Below are 16351 nucleotides of genomic sequence, written 5' to 3' on the forward strand. Positions count from 1 at the left end.
TTATTCCTCCTAATAATTTTCTTTATCTGCTTGTTTGACCGCTCGACAAAAAGCAAAAATTTTACTTAAATCCTTCTCCCCGTCTGTTTCGACTCCGCTAGAGACATCGACAACTTGTGGATCGAAATGATGGATCGCGCTTGCTACATTGGTTTCATTCAAACCACCAGCAATCCATAATTTTTCTTTTGGCAATGATTGGACGTCGACTAAATCCCAGTCAAAGGTTTTCCCTGTTCCGCCCATATATCTTTCGGGAGGGGCGTCAAGCAGTAAATAGGGGTACTTGTTAGTGTTAAATGATTGATCTTTCGCTACATTGATCGCTTTAATGATTGGACGATAACAGCTATCTAATCGATTTTCTCCATGAATTTGAACAAGATCCAATCCAGCAACCGCAATCCTGCTTTCGACTGTTGCTGAATTAGGAGCAACAAAGACACCTACCTTTTTTATCTCCTTGGGTAAGTCTGTTGTTAACAAACGGACCTTTTCAGGTGAAATTTTTCTAGTACTCTCCGCAAAAACAAAACCTAAATATTCAGCACCTGCAATGACCGCTGCTTCAATACTCGCTCGATTCGTTAAACCACAAATTTTTATTTTGGTCATTGCAATCCCTTCAATTCCTTTATTTTTTTCATTGGATCAACTACCGTCATCAGCGTCTCGCCGATTAATACTCCTTGATAATAAGGTAAGATTTTTTCAATATCTTGACGATTTTTAAATCCTGATTCACTGACAAAAATTGTTTCACCGATGGCCTGCTTTAATTCGACACTCGTTTCGATGGAAACTTGAAAAGTCTTTAAGTTACGATTATTTACTCCAATTATTTTTGCACCTAGTAATTGCGCACATTGTAATTCAGCAATATCGTGGACCTCGACTAGCACTTCTAAACCTTGTTCTGTCGCAAATCGATATAACTCTTTTAAACGCTCTTGCGATAGTGCTGCAACAATCAATAATATGATGCTCGCTCCCGCTTGTTTCGCTCTAAGGATTTGTCGTTCATCAATAATAAAGTCTTTACATAAAATAGGTAGATTAACCGCTGTAGCAACAGCTGCCAGATCATTAATGTGACCTTTAAAAAAGACCGGATCAGTCAAAACTGAAATAGCACTGACCCCCGCTTGTTCATATTGCCTAGCTTGAGCTAAAATATCTACGGATTCATTGATGGCTCCTTTTGAGGGAGATGCCCGTTTGATTTCCCCAATGATATGAACCATTGATGAATCACTTTTAACCTGGTGATAAAAGGAAGGACGGACTTTTATAATCGTTTCCTCTACTGGATCAAGTGATTCGATTTCGTACTTTTTTTTCTGCTAATATTTTAGTTAAAAAATCCATTAAGCAACCTCCTGTTGTTTTTTGATTAGTTGTTGTAGGCAATCATAAGCTGCTCCGGAAAGAATCGATTCTTCTGCTTCAGCGACCCCTTCAACTAAAGAGTTGACTCTACCACTGGCATAAAAACCTAATCCCGCATTTACCAAAACAGTTTCATAATAAGCCGAAGGAGTTCCCATTAGGACCGATAATAAAATTTCTTTATTTTTTTCTGCTGAACCACCAATGATGCCCTGAAGCGGAACCTTTTTAAAACCCACTTCTTCTGGTTCAAAAGAAAACTCTTGTACCGCTCCAGCTTCATACAAAGCACATTGTGTCCGGCCTGCTAAATTAGCTTCATCCATTCCGCCATAACCATGCACGACAATCGCTCGTTTTCTACCTAATTTGCCTAAAGTTTTGACCGATTCGATCAGTGTGTCACCGGCATACGTCCCCATTAGTTGATACTCTAGCGGATAAGGATTTATGATCGGCCCTAATAAATTAAAAATCGTTGGTGTCGCTAATTCTTTTCGAATATGCATCACTTCTTTCATGGCCGGATGCAATGTCGGAGCAAAGAGAAAGGCTATTCCTGTTTCTTTAATCAAGTAGGCAATTTTTTCAGGCGATACATTTAGAGAGATCCCTAAAGCTTCTAAAACATCTGCACTTCCCGCTTTACTAGAAATACTACGATTTCCATGTTTAGCCATCGGTACACCGCCGCCTGCTAAGACAAAGGCAGCAGTCGTACTAATATTAAAACTTTGAGAATGATCGCCACCAGTCCCACAATTATCCATGACTCCGACAGGGGCTTTTTGCATTATTGTTCCGCGTCCCTGCATCGCATGGGCTAGACCAGTAAGTTCATCTGCACTTACCCCCTTCACTTTCAAGCCAATTAGTAAGGCACTGATTTGGCTATCCGTTAACTGATGATCAAAAATGGCACTGCCTACTTTCTCCATTTCCTCCATTTTTAAATGATTTCCACGGTATAGTTTTTCAAATATTTCTTGCATTTAAATCCCTGCTTCCTGTAAAAAATTTTGGATATACTGTTTTCCATTTTCTGTACCGATCGATTCAGGATGGAATTGTAGACCAAAGACTGGGTAACGTTTATGACGGAAAGCCATAATACACTCGTTTACTCTAGCTGTGACTTGTAAATCTTTAGGTAATGTTTGATCATCGACGATTAACGAATGGTAGCGCATGACTAAGCGACCATCTCCACCTGCTAATGTCGACTGTTTTCCATGCATAATCGCTGGGGCACTGATGACCCTTCCGCCAAACACTTCTCCAATCGCTTGGTGACCTAAGCAAATGCCTAAAATCGGTTTTTTACGATAAAATTTTTTGATCAGTAATTCCATCAGACCGGCTTCTGCTGGTCTGCCCGGTCCTGGAGATAAAATAATGGCTGCAGCTTGAGCTGCGACTGCGAAGAGTGTCGGATCATCGTTGCGTAAAATTTGGATTTCTCCCGGCAGTAATTGCACTAAATTGTAGGTAAAAGAATCATAATTATCGACTAGCAAAATCATTTCCCCACCTCCATCAATGTTTTTGCTTTTTGTAATGTTTCAAAATATTCACTCGTTGGATTTGAATCATAGACAATCCCTGCACCTGCTTGGACATAGGCCTTTTTATTTTTAACAACCATTGTCCGAATCGCGATCGCAAAATCAGCCGTGTCATCTTGACTTAAAAAGCCGACCGCACCCGCATAAATTGAGCGTTTTACCGGCTCCCATTGATAAATTCGGGTCATCGCACGGATTTTTGGTGCACCGCTGACTGTTCCCGCAGGCAGCGTAGCCTTCAATGCATCGATTGAACGCAATCCCGGTTGCAAAGTTCCTGTAACAACCGAGACAAGATGCATCACATAACGGTACCGTTCGATCGTTAAATAGGTTGGAATCGTTATCGAGCCTCTAACGGCTACTTTTCCTAGGTCATTTCTTCCTAAATCAACTAACATCCGATGTTCCGCTACCTCTTTAGGATCATTTTGTAGTTCAGCAGCTAATGTTTCATCTTCTAAAAGATCTTGTCCACGTTTCCTCGTTCCAGCAATCGGATTCGTAGTAACTTTGCGACCTTCAACTGTCACTAGACTTTCTGGTGAGCTTCCGATTATCGTTGCTGTTGGAAATACTAAATGATATAAATACGAAGAAGGATTACTTTCCTTTAATTTTCGATAATAACTAAAAGAGTCCATTGTAAAATCGGCTGTTAAACGTTGCGAAGGAACAACTTGAAATAAATCACCTGCAACGATCTTTTCTTTTGCCTTGCGAACGATCTGCTCAAAATCAATTTGAGAAAAGTTACTTGAAAATGTTAATTGGCCTAATTCGATGTCTGGTATCACTTGCTCCTTTTCTAATTTTTGTTCAAGCTCCTTTATTTTTATTCGTAAATCCGACACTGTTTGATCACTATAACTATCCGTTGCTACTAAAGTGATCGAGTGGTTTTCTAAAATAATAAATAAGTTGTATAAATAAAATTCTAAGTCTGGTAATTCCAATTCATCATAAGGAATATCACCGATATCTTCATAGCAAGCAGCTACATCATAACCGACATACCCAATTGCTCCCCCAATGAAAGGAAGCTCTTCATCCTCTTCACGCTCATTGATCAAGACTTGTTTCTCAAGTTCTTTTAACGGGTCTTTAGTTGGAAATTTTTTACCATCAACATGAAACATTCCATCCTTGAAATAAAGATGCTTGACCGGATCAATCGCGATTAGTGTATATGCTCGATCAGACGACTTACGCTCCAAAAGACACGTCCCACTTTCTTTTACGCGATAATAGATATCACTAACTGACAACTTATTTTGAGGTATTTTTTTGATTATTCGCATTGAATTACTCCTTCATTAGTTATTACTGTTTCTAAGTTTTGTCATCTGAACTTTTCGTCAGAAAACAAAAAAAGCTCTCAAACCAAAAAATATTGGTCTGAGGGCGCAATTAGCACGGTACCACCTCATCTTTATTATTGAACAACTCAATAATACTCTCATCGTCTATCAACGATTTGACTCTATAACGGGAGTTCCCGTCATTCCCTACTATGATTCAAGAATGCTCGAATAAGTCCATTCGCTAGGGATAAAATACTTCTTCTCATCAAACGAAGCTTTCTGTCATTTTTACGATCCTAGTTACTTCTCTTATTTAAGATTTTTTATAATGCTTTTAAATACAAAAAAGCCCCCAAGCCGAAACGAATCGACTTGAGGGCGGAAAATCCACGGTGCCACCTCAATGATGGATACCTAAATAAGGTATCTCTTTATCAGCCGTCCATCAACGACCTTACTCTATAACGGGAGTTCCCGGAAGTTCCTACTTTTTGATTCAAAACTTCTGTCCAAAAGCCCATTCGCATAAAAATACTTACTGATTCGCAGTCCCATCAGCTCTCTGAAAAGTCTTTTTTTATGTTACTCTTCTTTTGTTCGACACTTATTTTTTTAGAATATTACGCTTTATAATAAGTTTTGTCAATTCTTTTTCAAAAAAATATTTTTAAGCTTGTTTGCTACCCGAAACAAATCGAACTTGTTAAACTATAAATACTTGGAGGTGCTCCCTATGACCAAGAAACTAAAGTTCAAAAAAAATTGGTTTTTTACTAGCCTAAAAATATTTCATAGAAAATCAAATAATACTGCCAAGCATTTTCCGAAATTGTTTGAAGCAGCAGAAAGATCACACTACACTATACCGGGACTCTCAAAAGTTCTGTCCTTGGATAAAAATCAGCAATTAGACTTTTGCACTGCGATGACTCCCCAAGGATTGACTTTTACTGAAGAATATCTATTGATTTCAGCTTATTGCCATGAGTACATACATCACTCGGTCATTTATGTTCTAGACCGCTTCAGCGGAATAAAAATCAAGACAGTAATTTTACCGGATTTTCCTCATGCGGGCGGTTTAGCGTACGACCCAATCCATCGTAAACTATGGGTCAGCAATACGCATCGTAACTATGCAGCGATTACTGCGATACCATTGGTAGATTTGATACAACATAAAACGAAATTAGCACCGATCGGATATCAACAAAAAATCGTTTTAAAAGATCTGCCTCGTGCTTCATTTCTGTCATATGATAAAGGCTATCTTTATGTCGGTTTATTTTCACTAAAAGATAAGGGACAGTTCGCCTGCTACCCGATAGATACAAAGGGTAATTTAAGGCAAACAACCACTAAAAATTTTGTCGAGTCACCTTACAAAAATTTAACGCTTTTGCAAAAAATCCAAGGGTTAGCCGTCTATCAACAATATGTTATTTTCTCTCAGTCCTGGGGCCCGCAGGCAGGAAAACTCTTTATTTTTGATATTCACTTAACCAAAGATTTTTCAAATCTTAAAGAGGCCGTTAAAATTATTTCTACTCCGCCTTACTTAGAACAAATTTGGGTAGAGGACCATCATTTATATGCCTTATTTGAAAATGGTGCAGCCCATTATCGTACAAAAACGCCCTTCATTATGGATGAAGTGTTGCAAATTGATTTGAAAAAATTACTTAAATCCTAATCTACACTACTTATTAAAGTATTTGGGCAACTATTTTAAATATAAATTGTTATGTATGTTTTTAATTCTTTATTGTATAATGAACTCTGTTAAAAATTTTTATAACGTTTTTTAAAGGAGTTCTACTAGTGAATAGAAAATTAAAAAAAAGAATCAATAAAGGCTTGAGTTATCTTATGGGACTATTTGTTTTAATTGCCAGTTATCAAGCAATCATTAAATATCCTACCCATGGACTTAGTCTATTAAATCTAACCAGCAACCACAATGCCTATTCTCCTACTGTCTTATTATCAACACTCACCGCTGGGGCAAAAAGTGTAATGTATTTTATAAATTCAACCACAAGTATGCTAAAACGAAAAAAACAGCGGAATCATCTGCTTTTGGTTTTAGCGGCTGCTGCATTTATCTATTTCTTGCCCGTGATTAAAGCCTTTATCCAACAGTTCATTTAGACAGAACCTTAAGTCTCTACAATAAGAGCATAAAAAAAGCTTGGTCAGAAGTCAAAATACTTTTGTCCAAGCTTTTTTTATCTACATCGAAGAGCGTTTAGAAAAAAATTTTGGATGGAAAAAAATATAGCTCGCTACTAAAGATGTGATCGGCAAAATAATGATCGCAGCTAGACAAGTTAGCACACTGATCAATAGTTCTCCGGCTAATGCTTGGGAATTGATCCATTCAATCAATGTATATTCTAAGTCTTGCATCCAGATAATCAAACCCAAACTCGAACCTAAGAAAGCAAATAGTAATGTATTCACTGTCGTACTAACAATTTCTTGAACAACAGTTAAACTAGAATTTAAAAATTCTTTCCATACCAAAGGTTTTGTACGTTGATAAATTTCATATGTTGAACTGCTGACAGCCATGCTGCTATCAATGACCGCTCCCGAGAAACTCATTAAAATAATGGCGAAATTCAACTTTGAGAATGGAACTGAAACAGTAAAATCCATCATTTGTAATTCATCCAACTCTTCAACAGGAAATCCGTGTGTTTTGAGTACTTGAATCAACGGAATTGTAGTGGCTGAAAAGAAGCAGAGAAAGCCGACCACACAAATAAATGCAGCGAGTGTTTTTTGATTAATGTCATTGATATAAAATAATGTCACGATCGTAATTCCTAAAAAAATGAAACACGCGGTTCCATAAACAGAATACCCTCGACTAATTAGAAAAAGCAAAAGGATAAACAAGCCTAAATTCATAAATGTTCCAGTAATCATATAGAGTGAACTTTTTTTAAATACGATCATTGTCATCAGCAAAAGTAAAAAGGTGAGCGCTAGCAGTACTGTCAAATTCTATTCGCTCCTTTCGATCTTTCTCCCAAAACAAATAAAAGTAACGCGGCTGGTACCGCTAAAACAATCGCAAAACCACCGCACAATATCCGTAAAAATTCTAGCGATAGATACATATCTAGGACACTCGCGAATTTCCAAGCATTTGCAATAAAAAAAATAATCGTTGGAATACTTCCGCTAAGATACGCGAACATCAGAACATTGACCATCGAAGGTACTGTATCTTGAGCTATTTTTCCTCCAGAGATCACTAATTCTTCTAAGGGAACTTTCGGATCTTTTTGTCGGATCTCATCTAAAGCAGCTAGCAATGTAACCACAATATCCATGCTTGCTCCAATCGCTCCGATCAATAATCCAGCCAGAAATACCGAACGATAAGGCCGGGTAATAAATTGTAGTTCTTCATATCGTAATCCTCGATCTTTTAGAAGGTTCATGGTTAACAGACAAATAAAGAAAGCGCAAAAAACACTGATTAAAGTAGCTAGTATTTTTCGAGCATCGATTTGTCTAAAACCATAGGTAGTAACCATGGCGATCAAAACGGCTAGACAAGTATAGACACTCATTAAGAGAACTAAAGAAAACCGAGGGTAATTGCCATTGATCCATAAAATAAGGAGCACTAAACCGCTATTGATTATTAATCCAACCAATGAAAAAAGACCTTTTTTCCTACTAATAAGAATAATCGTCCAGATAAAGATTCCGACTAAAATAAAAATATAGCCATCTCTTTTTAATGAAATAATACGCCAATATCCTTCTGATTTCTGTACAATCAGTTGGTTTCCTGGCTTATAAAGTGGGGCAACACTTTCATTTTCAAAAAAAGGTGTTTCAATTTTGATACTCTCTTTATTTACTAACGTTCCTACTACTGTTTGGGTATTTAATGCTTCATTTTTTTCTACACTTTCCACTCGAAGCACTAGTTCTGAATAAAAGAAGCCACTATAAAACTGAATTAAGAGGCCCGCCAAAATAATAGCGACGAATAATACGATTGAATAAATACTTTTTTTGATTTGTCTTACCTCCCCTATCATTACTGCAAAAGATAAAAAATCTATTCCTAAAAAAGCGCTAGGAATAGATTTTTCATTTTAATGCGCTAACATCTCCTGCGCAATTTCATGTCCAGAGTCGTCTAAAGGATAATAGGTCGGCCAATTATCGACTTCATCTAATAATTTTTCTTGGCTTTCTCCACCAAAATAAATGTGGAAATGAGAAGATTTAGCCGGTGCGATGCCATGATCGCTAAACTGGACATATTTATATTCACCCGCATCAGGATCATTCGTTACAAACGTAAAACGAACACCCCGATTGCCTTTTTTGTAAGTCAGCACTTCATAACCAGAATATTCATAAGTAAATTTGTGTGATTTTCCATCAACAATAAATTCAATTTGATCGTCTTTGATCTTAATTTCATCGACGTCAGTTTTGTAGCCTACATCATAATACTTTTTGTACTCTTGGGCTGTTTTATCTTTTTGGAGCTTTGCCTTATAATCAAAAACTTGATCCAGCGTACCATTTTGTAACAAAGGATAAACCGATTGCCATTCTCCCGCATAATCTGAAAGCTTGCGATCCTTCACTTGCGAGTCCTTGAAATAACCATTATAGATTGTTTCATCGGTATGTGTTGCCTCTTCAGCCTGAATGTCTTTTCCAGCAGTATCAGTTGTTTTTTTCAATGCAGAAAGATTTTCCTTCATTACTGACAAATAGTCTTTCCCGCTATCCATTTCTTTTTGAGTCAAGCTTTCTAAAGGATTCAGTACTTCTAGTTCGACTTTCGTTTCACTAGCGAGCGTTTGTGCGGTTTTTCCAGTATTATTATTTTCAAAATAAATATATTGAATGCCATTATCTTCTACGTAATGTTTCAGCTCAGCAATTCGTGATGAAGTTGGCTCTTGATCCGGATTGATACCTGAAATACCAATTTGATTTAGGCCATAATCCAAGGCTAAATAACTAAATGCCGTATGTTGCGTGACAAAATTTTTCTGTTTAGCATTCTGAAAAGCTTCTGTATACTCTTTATCTAAAGCAGTTAATTTTTCAATATATTCATTACTGTTTGCTTCGAATTGCTCTTTATTATCAGGATACAATTCTATTAATTGATTTTTAATTGCTGTTACTTCTTGAATCGCACGGTATGGTGAAACCCATGCGTGAGGATCCAGTTCATGATGATGATCCTCATCTCCATGATGGTCATGATCATCCTCTCCTCCTGGAAGTAAAAGCATCCCCTTAGTTCCCTCTATGACCTCAGGCCCATTTTTCGACCAAGTTTTTTTAGCACTTGGTACCCATGTCTCCATGTTTTCATTGTGATATACAAAAACATCGGCTTCGGTGATTTTCGCCATATCTTTTGCTGAAGGCTCATAATCATGCGCTTCTGTTCCGGCTGGAATCAATAAACTAACATCCGCTGCTTCCCCAGCTACTTGCTTTGTAAATTCATAAACTGGATAAAAAGTCGTCACGATATTTATTTCGTCGCTTTCTTCCCCACGTACTGATTCATTATTTCCACAACCAGCTATTCCAAATACTCCCAATGCTGCTAGCATTAACAATCCTATTTTCTTTTTCATTCTCATCCTCTTTCGTTGTCTATTTCTTGAAATCTAATTATCTTACATCCAAAAACGATCCTTCGTCATTTAAAATAAAAAAAATAGTATTTTGCAAAAAAAAGAAAGCGAAATTATTACGATTTACATTTAACACTGTAACATCTGTCAAAAGAACCGTCAACAAAAAATAACATGAAATTATATTCATATGAGTTTGTATAATAAAAATAGTATTAGTTTAAAAAGAAAAAAGACCTCAAGAAATATAATTTCTTAAAGTCTTAGATTTTTTTTAATCTTTATATTTTGATTCTGTATTGTTTAACCAGGCATAACCCAATCCCATGACAAGGCCGCCACCAATGAAATTACCAACCAAAGCGAAACTTAAATTATGAATGACATTGCTCAAGGTCATTTCTGCTAAAGTACCATGTGAAGCAAAATAGACAAGTGAGAACGCTGGGAAATTTGCAATAACGTGTTCAAATCCTAGAAAGGCAAAAATAAAAATAACAAATACAATTGCGATTACTTTTCCAGCATCATCCTTCATTCGTAAACTGATCAACACCGCTGTATTTACAACGATATTTGCAAACATTCCTTCAATAATAATTTGCCAAGTCGACTTTGTAAGTTTAGCAGCTACGCCGGCAAACATATAATTATCTGCTTCTAAATGGCCAAATGGACTTGTTAATGAAAGTAAATATCCACAAAGGCCGCCACCAATTAAGTTAAATAAAATACAGGTAAACAATAGTTTAAATGCGAAAGATACCGCCATTTTTTTCTTATACACACCAATCGTAGTATATAACATATTGGAAGTTCCTAACTCGGCATTCATAAATAAAATCATGACTAACGACCAACTAAACATAAATGCATAGGCCATTTTTTCCAATCCAGGTATCGCTTCTTGCATCCGAATTGCAATATAAAAGGCAATTGCTGTTCCTAATGACAAAAATAAACACGCTAGCATCGATCGTACAGCATAACGCGGTAAACTTGTATTAAATAAATCAATTTTTTTGCTAATCGAATATTCTAATTGTGACATCAAACTTGAATCTGATGTGACCATTTTCTCTTTCTTAGCAACTGGTTGTTCCTCAATTTCCATAAACAAATCCGATTTCATATAGTTCCTTCCTTCTTGGAAAAATTCCACAATGTAAAAATATCATACCTGATTCAATGTGTCTTTACAACTAAATAAACAGGAAATAGACAAATATTGCTATAAAATGCACAAAATATCGATTTATATTAAATTTCAAAAAGAAAAAGCTATCGCAAAAAGCGATAGCTTTAAAAAATCATTCATTTAGTGGTGGTATTACTGCTAATAATCCGTTACTCAATGCGACATAAATTGAGGCCGTCTTTGGTAAAGATGAGTCAGAATTACTGATTTTGGGAGTTGCTGTTGCAGCTAATGCAATTAGGCTATCTCCTCTAAATAAGTTAACAAAATGTTTTGCTGACATGATCTGTGGAATTCGATAACTGGTAATAACACTTGCAATCAATTTTGCTTGTATCCGATCATAAGAATCGAAGGACGTCTTCATTGACTTGATCACAGGACCTTTTGTAGCTTTCAGCGTTGTGGCACTGCTATTTTTTGCTTGATCAAATTCTGTTAAATCATAAGCTTTAATGATAGCATTCAATTTCTCAGCATATTGTTTGTCAGTAGCATAACGACCTTGAAGATGTTTTGTTGCTTCTTCATATGAACTTGTCTGGTTCTTCCAAGCAGCTTTGTAGAAATCAGAATTACCAGAGATCCCGTTCTTAATTAATTTTGCGTAATCTTCTAACGATTCTTTATAAGAAGGATATTTTCTAAATTCAGCTGAAATTTGATAATTTGCGCCTGCTTCATCTTGTTCTAATGTTTGGAAAGTTACACCTTGGCCTTTATATTTACCTTTGATACCGAATAAATTGTAATTCGGTTCACTAGCTAAAGAACTATTGCCAGAGCCGCTTTCTAAAATAGCTTGCGCAATCATTACAGAAGAATAAACATTATTCTTTTGTCCAATCTCACGAGCTGTTTCACCAATTTTTTTGATAAACTGATCTGTACTTTGATTTTTATTAAAAATAAACGGTGTATTCGTACTATATTCCCCGAATGCATTTGATAGCGAGCTAGAGGCTGTTGCTTGAGACAGGCCAGCCACATTGACACGTACTGCAAAGGTCGGTGTAAAATCACTGATATTTCCAATTTTCACCACATCGCCTGGTTGGGGCGCATGGATATATTGACCATTTCCAATATAAATAGCAACGTGTGTTGTCACGCTCGTTGGTGCTCCCCAGAAAAGCAGATCCCCCGGTTGAGCTTCACTAACAGGGATTTGAGTTCCTGCGTATTGTTGATCGCCGGTCCATCCGCCAATATTGTGTCCTGTTGCATTCGCATAAACAAAATAAGCTAAGCCAGAACAATCAAAAGCATTGGGACCTTTAGCTCCCCAAACATACGGTTTTCCTAAATGACGATAGGCTTCTTGAACAATGGCTGTCTGAACATCGTTACTAAATGTTGGAACATTCTGGTTAGAAGGAACACGTACGTCTGAAGCTGTCGAATCATATGCTGGTTGACGCGCAGCAGATGGGCCTTGTACTTCAGTTGAATTATTGGCATTTTGATTATTAGTGCTTGCATTACTATTTGTTGAAGAATTATTGCTACTTCCAGTAGTTGAATTACCAGTACTACTATTTGAGCTGTTGTTAGTACCCGAAGAACTATTATTATTACCCGTACTACTATTACTTGAGTTGCTACTTTCAGAACTACTATTTGAGCTGTTACTATTAGAAGTATCCGTACTTTCACCGTTTGATGAATTATCCGTAGCATCTTTTGACGCTTCAATGACAATTGAGACATCCGAATCAGGCATACTAAAATCGCCGTTTACAGCCTCAGTGATATTTGAATTTTCAGCTAACACTTTGTTATCAGACTGACTAACAAATTTAACACTTTTTAAGTGAACAGCTTTGTCTGTTGAAGGTGTCACAATATAATGAATGGCACTTCCTTCACTTGATCCCTTAGCAGCATCATATTGAATAGCGATAGTATTACCATATTCATCAACGTAGTTAGTTATTTTCAATTGCTTTATCTTTATCATTTACTTTAAATTGGTAGGTTGGAGCAGGTGTTTCTGAACTTACAGTCGTTTCATCAGCAACTTGCGAATCCACCGTATTCGCTGTAGCGACAGTATTACTTCCAACCGTGCTTGTTTCCTCCGCTAAAACTTGTTGTGAGGATAATAGTGTTGGTCCAAACAAAGTACCAATCGCCATTAAACTTACAATTTTATTGTACTTCACCATTTATACCTCATTTCTTCTTTTTTGGATACAAGGATCTAACAATTAAATTTCTCAATTCTATAATATAATATCATTATTTTATAGCACTGTCTAAATTGAACAGCAGACTTCACAGTTTCTTCATAGTTTCATTTTACGTTGATCTAACAATTATCATTTATATTAACTAGCAAAATAAAGAAATTCAAAATTTATCAAAGATAAAAATGCTTAGTTATCTTTCATTTGATTTTACTTTTTAACAAAAAGAATTTCATTCGTCTCAATTAAATAAATGCTACATTTATTTTGAGTATATTATTTTTTTAGTAATTATTATAAATTACGCAAAAAAATTCAAATCATCAATTCTAAACCGATGATTTGAATTGCTATTATCGTTCAACCACTATTTTTTGCATTAAATTTGAAATCGTCCGTTCATGGAAATGTGTCATACGAACACTTTCACCATCTTCCGTCCGCCAAATTTTATTTTCGTAAAAACCAACGGTATCTCTTTGCCCATCCATCAATTCTTTTGCATAACCTAACACTAAACGAATCGCTTCGCGTGTGTCCTCATCACTTTTAAAATATCCTGGATAACTACGTAAATACTCTTCAAGATCACTATTTTTAGAAACTTTCCAATCCTCGATAAAATCTTCTAAAGCAGTAACAACGTTTGTTGTCTGAATGTTCCATAACGTTATATTTATTTGACTATTCATCTTAGTACCTCCGTTTTTGAATACCTTTACATTGTTATTATATAGTGCTTTCATTTTAAATGTCTGAGATATCAAAAAAAGTTTTATTAAAAACTAAACAGCAAAACAATAAAGTAAACCTTTTATAAATAAAGTAAACTTCATTTATAAAAATCATTTTTAATCGTTTTAACTTTTTCTCTTTTCATTTTTCCGTTATACTGTTACTACTTTATTGATTAGGATGATTTTTATGCTGAATTTTTTAACTAACAAAATTATTGCTCGTTCTAAAGGAAATAAACGGACGAGTGTCGGAATCTTAGCAGGGATTTTAGGGTTAATTTCAAACCTATTATTATTCTTGGCTAAGTTTTTTATTGGTTCTTTATCTGGTAGTGTATCAATCATGGCAGATGCTATGAATAATCTCTCTGATACCGCTTCTTCAGTGATCACTTTAGCTGGATTTAAAATTGCTGGAAAGCCTGCGGATGAAGGACATCCTTATGGGCATGAACGTTTTGAATACATCAGTGGTTTTGTGATTTCTATCTTAGTTACTTATGTTGGTTTCCGTTTCTTAGATAGTTCATTTTTAAAGATTTTGCATCCTAGTAGTATTTCTTTGTCTCCTATCGTGTACATCGTACTAGGATTATCAATTTTGATGAAATTTTGGCAAGCTCACATGTACCGTTCCTTAGGTAAAGATATTCAATCAGACACATTAAAAGCAACCGCACAAGATAGTATCAATGATGTCTATACAACAATTGCCGTTTTATTATCCGCCATCATTGAATGGTTTAGCGGCTGGCGGATCGATGGTTATATCGGATTTTTAATTGCTCTTTATATTATTTACTCAGGTATTAAAATGATCATGAGTTTTATCAATGATTTAATGGGTGGCAGAGCGCCAGAAACAGAGATTTTAGCAATCCGAAAACATTTAGATAATTATCCCGATATAATTGGCTATCATGATTTACTTATTCATAGTTATGGGCCGAACAGTATTTTTGCTTCAGTTCATATTGAAGTCGATGAAACTTGGAGTTTGACCCATGCACACCGAGTAATTGATGCCATTGAGTATGACATCAAAGAAAATTTAGGTTTTGATTTGGTTTGTCACTTAGATCCTTATCCTCTAGACGATCCTGATTTTAAACGCATCGCGCCAAAATTAAAAATGATTTTAAAAACCATTCATCCCCAATTGCGGTTCCATGATTTGAGGGTAGATAAGTCTACTACTCCGGAAACTATTTATTTTGATTTGGTTGTTCCAAGTGATCTAAAAAAAATAAGCAATACCGAATTACATAATCGAATCAGCGAAAGTTTTATTGTATTGATTGAACCAGCAAAATTAACGATCACCTTTGATCGTACTTATTTACTATAAATTTCCTTGCCTGTACCCTTATTTGGTACAGGTTTTTTAGTATTCAATCAAGAATACTGCCGTTTTCTTCTATTATAATATTATTTATAAAAAAATAAGTCATCTCTCTTCTAAAAACGAAGAGAGATGACTTATTCTAAAATGCACGATAGACATATTGATTTTTAGGTGCAGATACTGTCTGAGCATTCGTTACTTCTACTGATGGTATTTGGCGATCAAATGGTTCAAAGAAATCTAAAGTGATCGTTCCTTCAACATGCAGCCATTCATTATTCTTAACCGTCATATTGGCGGGTAACTTGGTCATCAATCCAAAGACACCCGAATCAGCAACACAATGAATGATTCCAAAACGGAAAAGGAAATCATATTTTTGATTGTCTTTAGAGGTTTCATAAACAAAACCATTGAAAGATATTTTTTTCCCGACAAAGGAGTTCGGATAATTATAGATCAACTCCATCACTTCTAAATAATTTTCATCAGTAATTTCTAGTTTTTGATCGGTTTCATACTTCTTCATTAGTTTTGTCATTTGTTCATTATAATCACTCTTATTGTAATAGATACTCGTATCCGGTTTTAAATACTGAGTATTCATTTCTGGATCACCAACGGATTCTTTACTAATAGGAAAACTGAATCCCTTCGCTTCTACGATTGTTGTATCCAAAGTAATTGTAGGAAATAACAAACCAACCACTAAAGGAACGACCAGTAAAACATAAGCGATCGCACGTTGGTAGGGTTTCTTCAATCCATGTTCATGACCATCGTGAGGATCATGGTGTTTATGTTTATCCCCATCAGCCCAAATTTTTAATTGAACGAGGGCTAATAAAATCGATAAACCCATAGTCAAAAAAACCAAATAACGATAATGTACATTGATGTATTGATCTAATCTCCCTGAGACTTGAAGATACATCATTAATTCAAAATAGCCAGATAAAATTAAAAAGCGTATCATATG

At 35.7% G+C, this 16351-nt stretch carries 15 protein-coding genes, 1 pseudogene and 2 other annotated features; of the genes and pseudogenes, 3 read left to right on the forward strand and 13 right to left on the reverse strand.

Features of this window, described 5'->3' with window-relative positions:
* Positions 1 to 9 precede the first annotated feature (9 nt).
* The 5 genes and pseudogenes from ACKTSC_RS03630 to ACKTSC_RS03650 form a co-directional block, all read right to left on the reverse strand.
* The gene (locus ACKTSC_RS03630; RefSeq protein WP_407856856.1) at positions 10 to 615 is read right to left on the reverse strand and encodes a phosphoribosylanthranilate isomerase; all 606 of its coding nucleotides are present in this window, start codon (positions 613 to 615) and stop codon (positions 10 to 12) included.
* Positions 612 to 1368 (reverse strand): annotated as a pseudogene (gene trpC, locus ACKTSC_RS03635) (indole-3-glycerol phosphate synthase TrpC). Before trpC ends, ACKTSC_RS03630 begins: the two are co-directional and overlap by 4 nt.
* Positions 1368 to 2381 carry an anthranilate phosphoribosyltransferase gene (gene trpD / locus ACKTSC_RS03640; protein WP_407856857.1) on the reverse strand — a complete coding sequence of 338 codons (1014 nt, stop codon included), beginning with the start codon at positions 2379 to 2381 and terminating at the stop codon, positions 1368 to 1370. Before trpD ends, trpC begins: the two are co-directional and overlap by 1 nt.
* A complete protein-coding gene (locus ACKTSC_RS03645) occupies positions 2382 to 2912 on the reverse strand; it encodes an anthranilate synthase component II (RefSeq protein ID WP_332579713.1) in 531 nt (176 codons plus the stop codon). It lies immediately after the preceding gene.
* Positions 2909 to 4255: a chorismate-binding protein gene (locus ACKTSC_RS03650; RefSeq protein ID WP_407855213.1), complete on the reverse strand. Its 1347-nt coding sequence runs from the start codon at positions 4253 to 4255 to the stop codon at positions 2909 to 2911. The genes ACKTSC_RS03645 and ACKTSC_RS03650 overlap by 4 nt, the downstream gene beginning before the upstream one ends.
* Before the next feature lie 96 nt (positions 4256 to 4351).
* Positions 4352 to 4583 (reverse strand) — a binding site (T-box leader).
* A 46-nt stretch (positions 4584 to 4629) separates the two neighbouring features.
* Positions 4630 to 4868 (reverse strand) — a binding site (T-box leader).
* Between the two features lie 123 nt (positions 4869 to 4991).
* On the opposite strand from ACKTSC_RS03650, the gene ACKTSC_RS03655 reads away from it, so the two are divergent.
* Both ACKTSC_RS03655 and ACKTSC_RS03660 read left to right on the forward strand, forming a co-directional pair.
* Positions 4992 to 5951, forward strand: a complete 960-nt coding sequence (locus ACKTSC_RS03655) for a YncE family protein (RefSeq protein WP_407856858.1) — start codon at positions 4992 to 4994, stop codon at positions 5949 to 5951.
* A gap of 176 nt (positions 5952 to 6127) precedes the next feature.
* Positions 6128 to 6409 carry a hypothetical protein gene (locus tag ACKTSC_RS03660; RefSeq protein ID WP_332579824.1) on the forward strand — a complete coding sequence of 94 codons (282 nt, stop codon included), beginning with the start codon at positions 6128 to 6130 and terminating at the stop codon, positions 6407 to 6409.
* Between the two features lie 81 nt (positions 6410 to 6490).
* Here the strand turns inward: ACKTSC_RS03660 and ACKTSC_RS03665 are convergent, their stop codons facing one another.
* The 7 genes from ACKTSC_RS03665 to ACKTSC_RS03695 all read right to left on the reverse strand — a co-directional run bounded on the left by ACKTSC_RS03665 (position 6491) and on the right by ACKTSC_RS03695 (position 13982).
* Entirely contained in the window at positions 6491 to 7267 is a 777-nt protein-coding gene (locus tag ACKTSC_RS03665; RefSeq protein WP_407856859.1) for a YibE/F family protein, read from the reverse strand.
* The gene (locus ACKTSC_RS03670) at positions 7264 to 8199 is read right to left on the reverse strand and encodes a YibE/F family protein (RefSeq protein ID WP_407856860.1); all 936 of its coding nucleotides are present in this window, start codon (positions 8197 to 8199) and stop codon (positions 7264 to 7266) included. The genes ACKTSC_RS03665 and ACKTSC_RS03670 overlap by 4 nt, the downstream gene beginning before the upstream one ends.
* A gap of 183 nt (positions 8200 to 8382) precedes the next feature.
* Complete coding sequence (locus ACKTSC_RS03675; RefSeq protein ID WP_407856861.1) at positions 8383 to 9903, reverse strand: metal ABC transporter solute-binding protein, Zn/Mn family; 1521 nt, start codon at positions 9901 to 9903, stop codon at positions 8383 to 8385.
* 274 nt (positions 9904 to 10177) lie between these two features.
* Positions 10178 to 11035 (reverse strand): formate/nitrite transporter family protein, encoded by an 858-nt coding sequence (locus tag ACKTSC_RS03680; protein ID WP_407856862.1) that lies wholly within the window; start codon positions 11033 to 11035, stop codon positions 10178 to 10180.
* A 178-nt stretch (positions 11036 to 11213) separates the two neighbouring features.
* Positions 11214 to 13043, reverse strand: a complete 1830-nt coding sequence (locus tag ACKTSC_RS03685) for a glucosaminidase domain-containing protein (protein WP_407856863.1) — start codon at positions 13041 to 13043, stop codon at positions 11214 to 11216.
* A complete protein-coding gene (locus ACKTSC_RS03690; protein ID WP_407856864.1) occupies positions 13030 to 13269 on the reverse strand; it encodes a hypothetical protein in 240 nt (79 codons plus the stop codon). The genes ACKTSC_RS03685 and ACKTSC_RS03690 overlap by 14 nt, the downstream gene beginning before the upstream one ends.
* A 374-nt stretch (positions 13270 to 13643) precedes the next feature.
* Positions 13644 to 13982, reverse strand: a complete 339-nt coding sequence (locus tag ACKTSC_RS03695) for a hypothetical protein (protein ID WP_332579705.1) — start codon at positions 13980 to 13982, stop codon at positions 13644 to 13646.
* Positions 13983 to 14214: 232 nt separating this feature from the next.
* Between ACKTSC_RS03695 and ACKTSC_RS03700 the strand changes: the two genes are divergently transcribed.
* Positions 14215 to 15375 (forward strand): cation diffusion facilitator family transporter, encoded by a 1161-nt coding sequence (locus ACKTSC_RS03700; protein WP_407856865.1) that lies wholly within the window; start codon positions 14215 to 14217, stop codon positions 15373 to 15375.
* Positions 15376 to 15511: 136 nt separating this feature from the next.
* Here the strand turns inward: ACKTSC_RS03700 and ACKTSC_RS03705 are convergent, their stop codons facing one another.
* Positions 15512 to 16348 carry a TIGR03943 family putative permease subunit gene (locus ACKTSC_RS03705; protein ID WP_332579703.1) on the reverse strand — a complete coding sequence of 279 codons (837 nt, stop codon included), beginning with the start codon at positions 16346 to 16348 and terminating at the stop codon, positions 15512 to 15514.
* Positions 16349 to 16351: the final 3 nt, after the last annotated feature.

The sequence above is a fragment of the Enterococcus hailinensis genome (assembly GCF_045862035.1).
Taxonomy (GTDB): Bacteria; Bacillota; Bacilli; order Lactobacillales; family Enterococcaceae; genus Enterococcus_A; species Enterococcus_A hailinensis.

Bases quoted from the DNA above. Each gene is read 5' to 3' on its own strand.
- ACKTSC_RS03695 (WP_332579705.1), bottom strand. From the start codon at position 13,982: ATGAATAGTCAAATAAATATAACGTTATGGAACATTCAGACAACAAAC.
- ACKTSC_RS03655 (WP_407856858.1), top strand. From the start codon at position 4,992: ATGACCAAGAAACTAAAGTTCAAAAAAAATTGGTTTTTTACTAGCCTA.
- ACKTSC_RS03650 (WP_407855213.1), bottom strand. From the start codon at position 4,255: ATGCGAATAATCAAAAAAATACCTCAAAATAAGTTGTCAGTTAGTGAT.
- ACKTSC_RS03675 (WP_407856861.1), bottom strand. From the start codon at position 9,903: ATGAAAAAGAAAATAGGATTGTTAATGCTAGCAGCATTGGGAGTATTT.
- ACKTSC_RS03660 (WP_332579824.1), top strand. From the start codon at position 6,128: ATGGGACTATTTGTTTTAATTGCCAGTTATCAAGCAATCATTAAATAT.
- ACKTSC_RS03680 (WP_407856862.1), bottom strand. From the start codon at position 11,035: ATGAAATCGGATTTGTTTATGGAAATTGAGGAACAACCAGTTGCTAAG.
- trpD (WP_407856857.1), bottom strand. From the start codon at position 2,381: ATGCAAGAAATATTTGAAAAACTATACCGTGGAAATCATTTAAAAATG.
- ACKTSC_RS03645 (WP_332579713.1), bottom strand. From the start codon at position 2,912: ATGATTTTGCTAGTCGATAATTATGATTCTTTTACCTACAATTTAGTG.
- ACKTSC_RS03690 (WP_407856864.1), bottom strand. From the start codon at position 13,269: ATGGTGAAGTACAATAAAATTGTAAGTTTAATGGCGATTGGTACTTTG.
- ACKTSC_RS03700 (WP_407856865.1), top strand. From the start codon at position 14,215: ATGCTGAATTTTTTAACTAACAAAATTATTGCTCGTTCTAAAGGAAAT.
- ACKTSC_RS03630 (WP_407856856.1), bottom strand. From the start codon at position 615: ATGACCAAAATAAAAATTTGTGGTTTAACGAATCGAGCGAGTATTGAA.
- ACKTSC_RS03705 (WP_332579703.1), bottom strand. From the start codon at position 16,348: ATGATACGCTTTTTAATTTTATCTGGCTATTTTGAATTAATGATGTAT.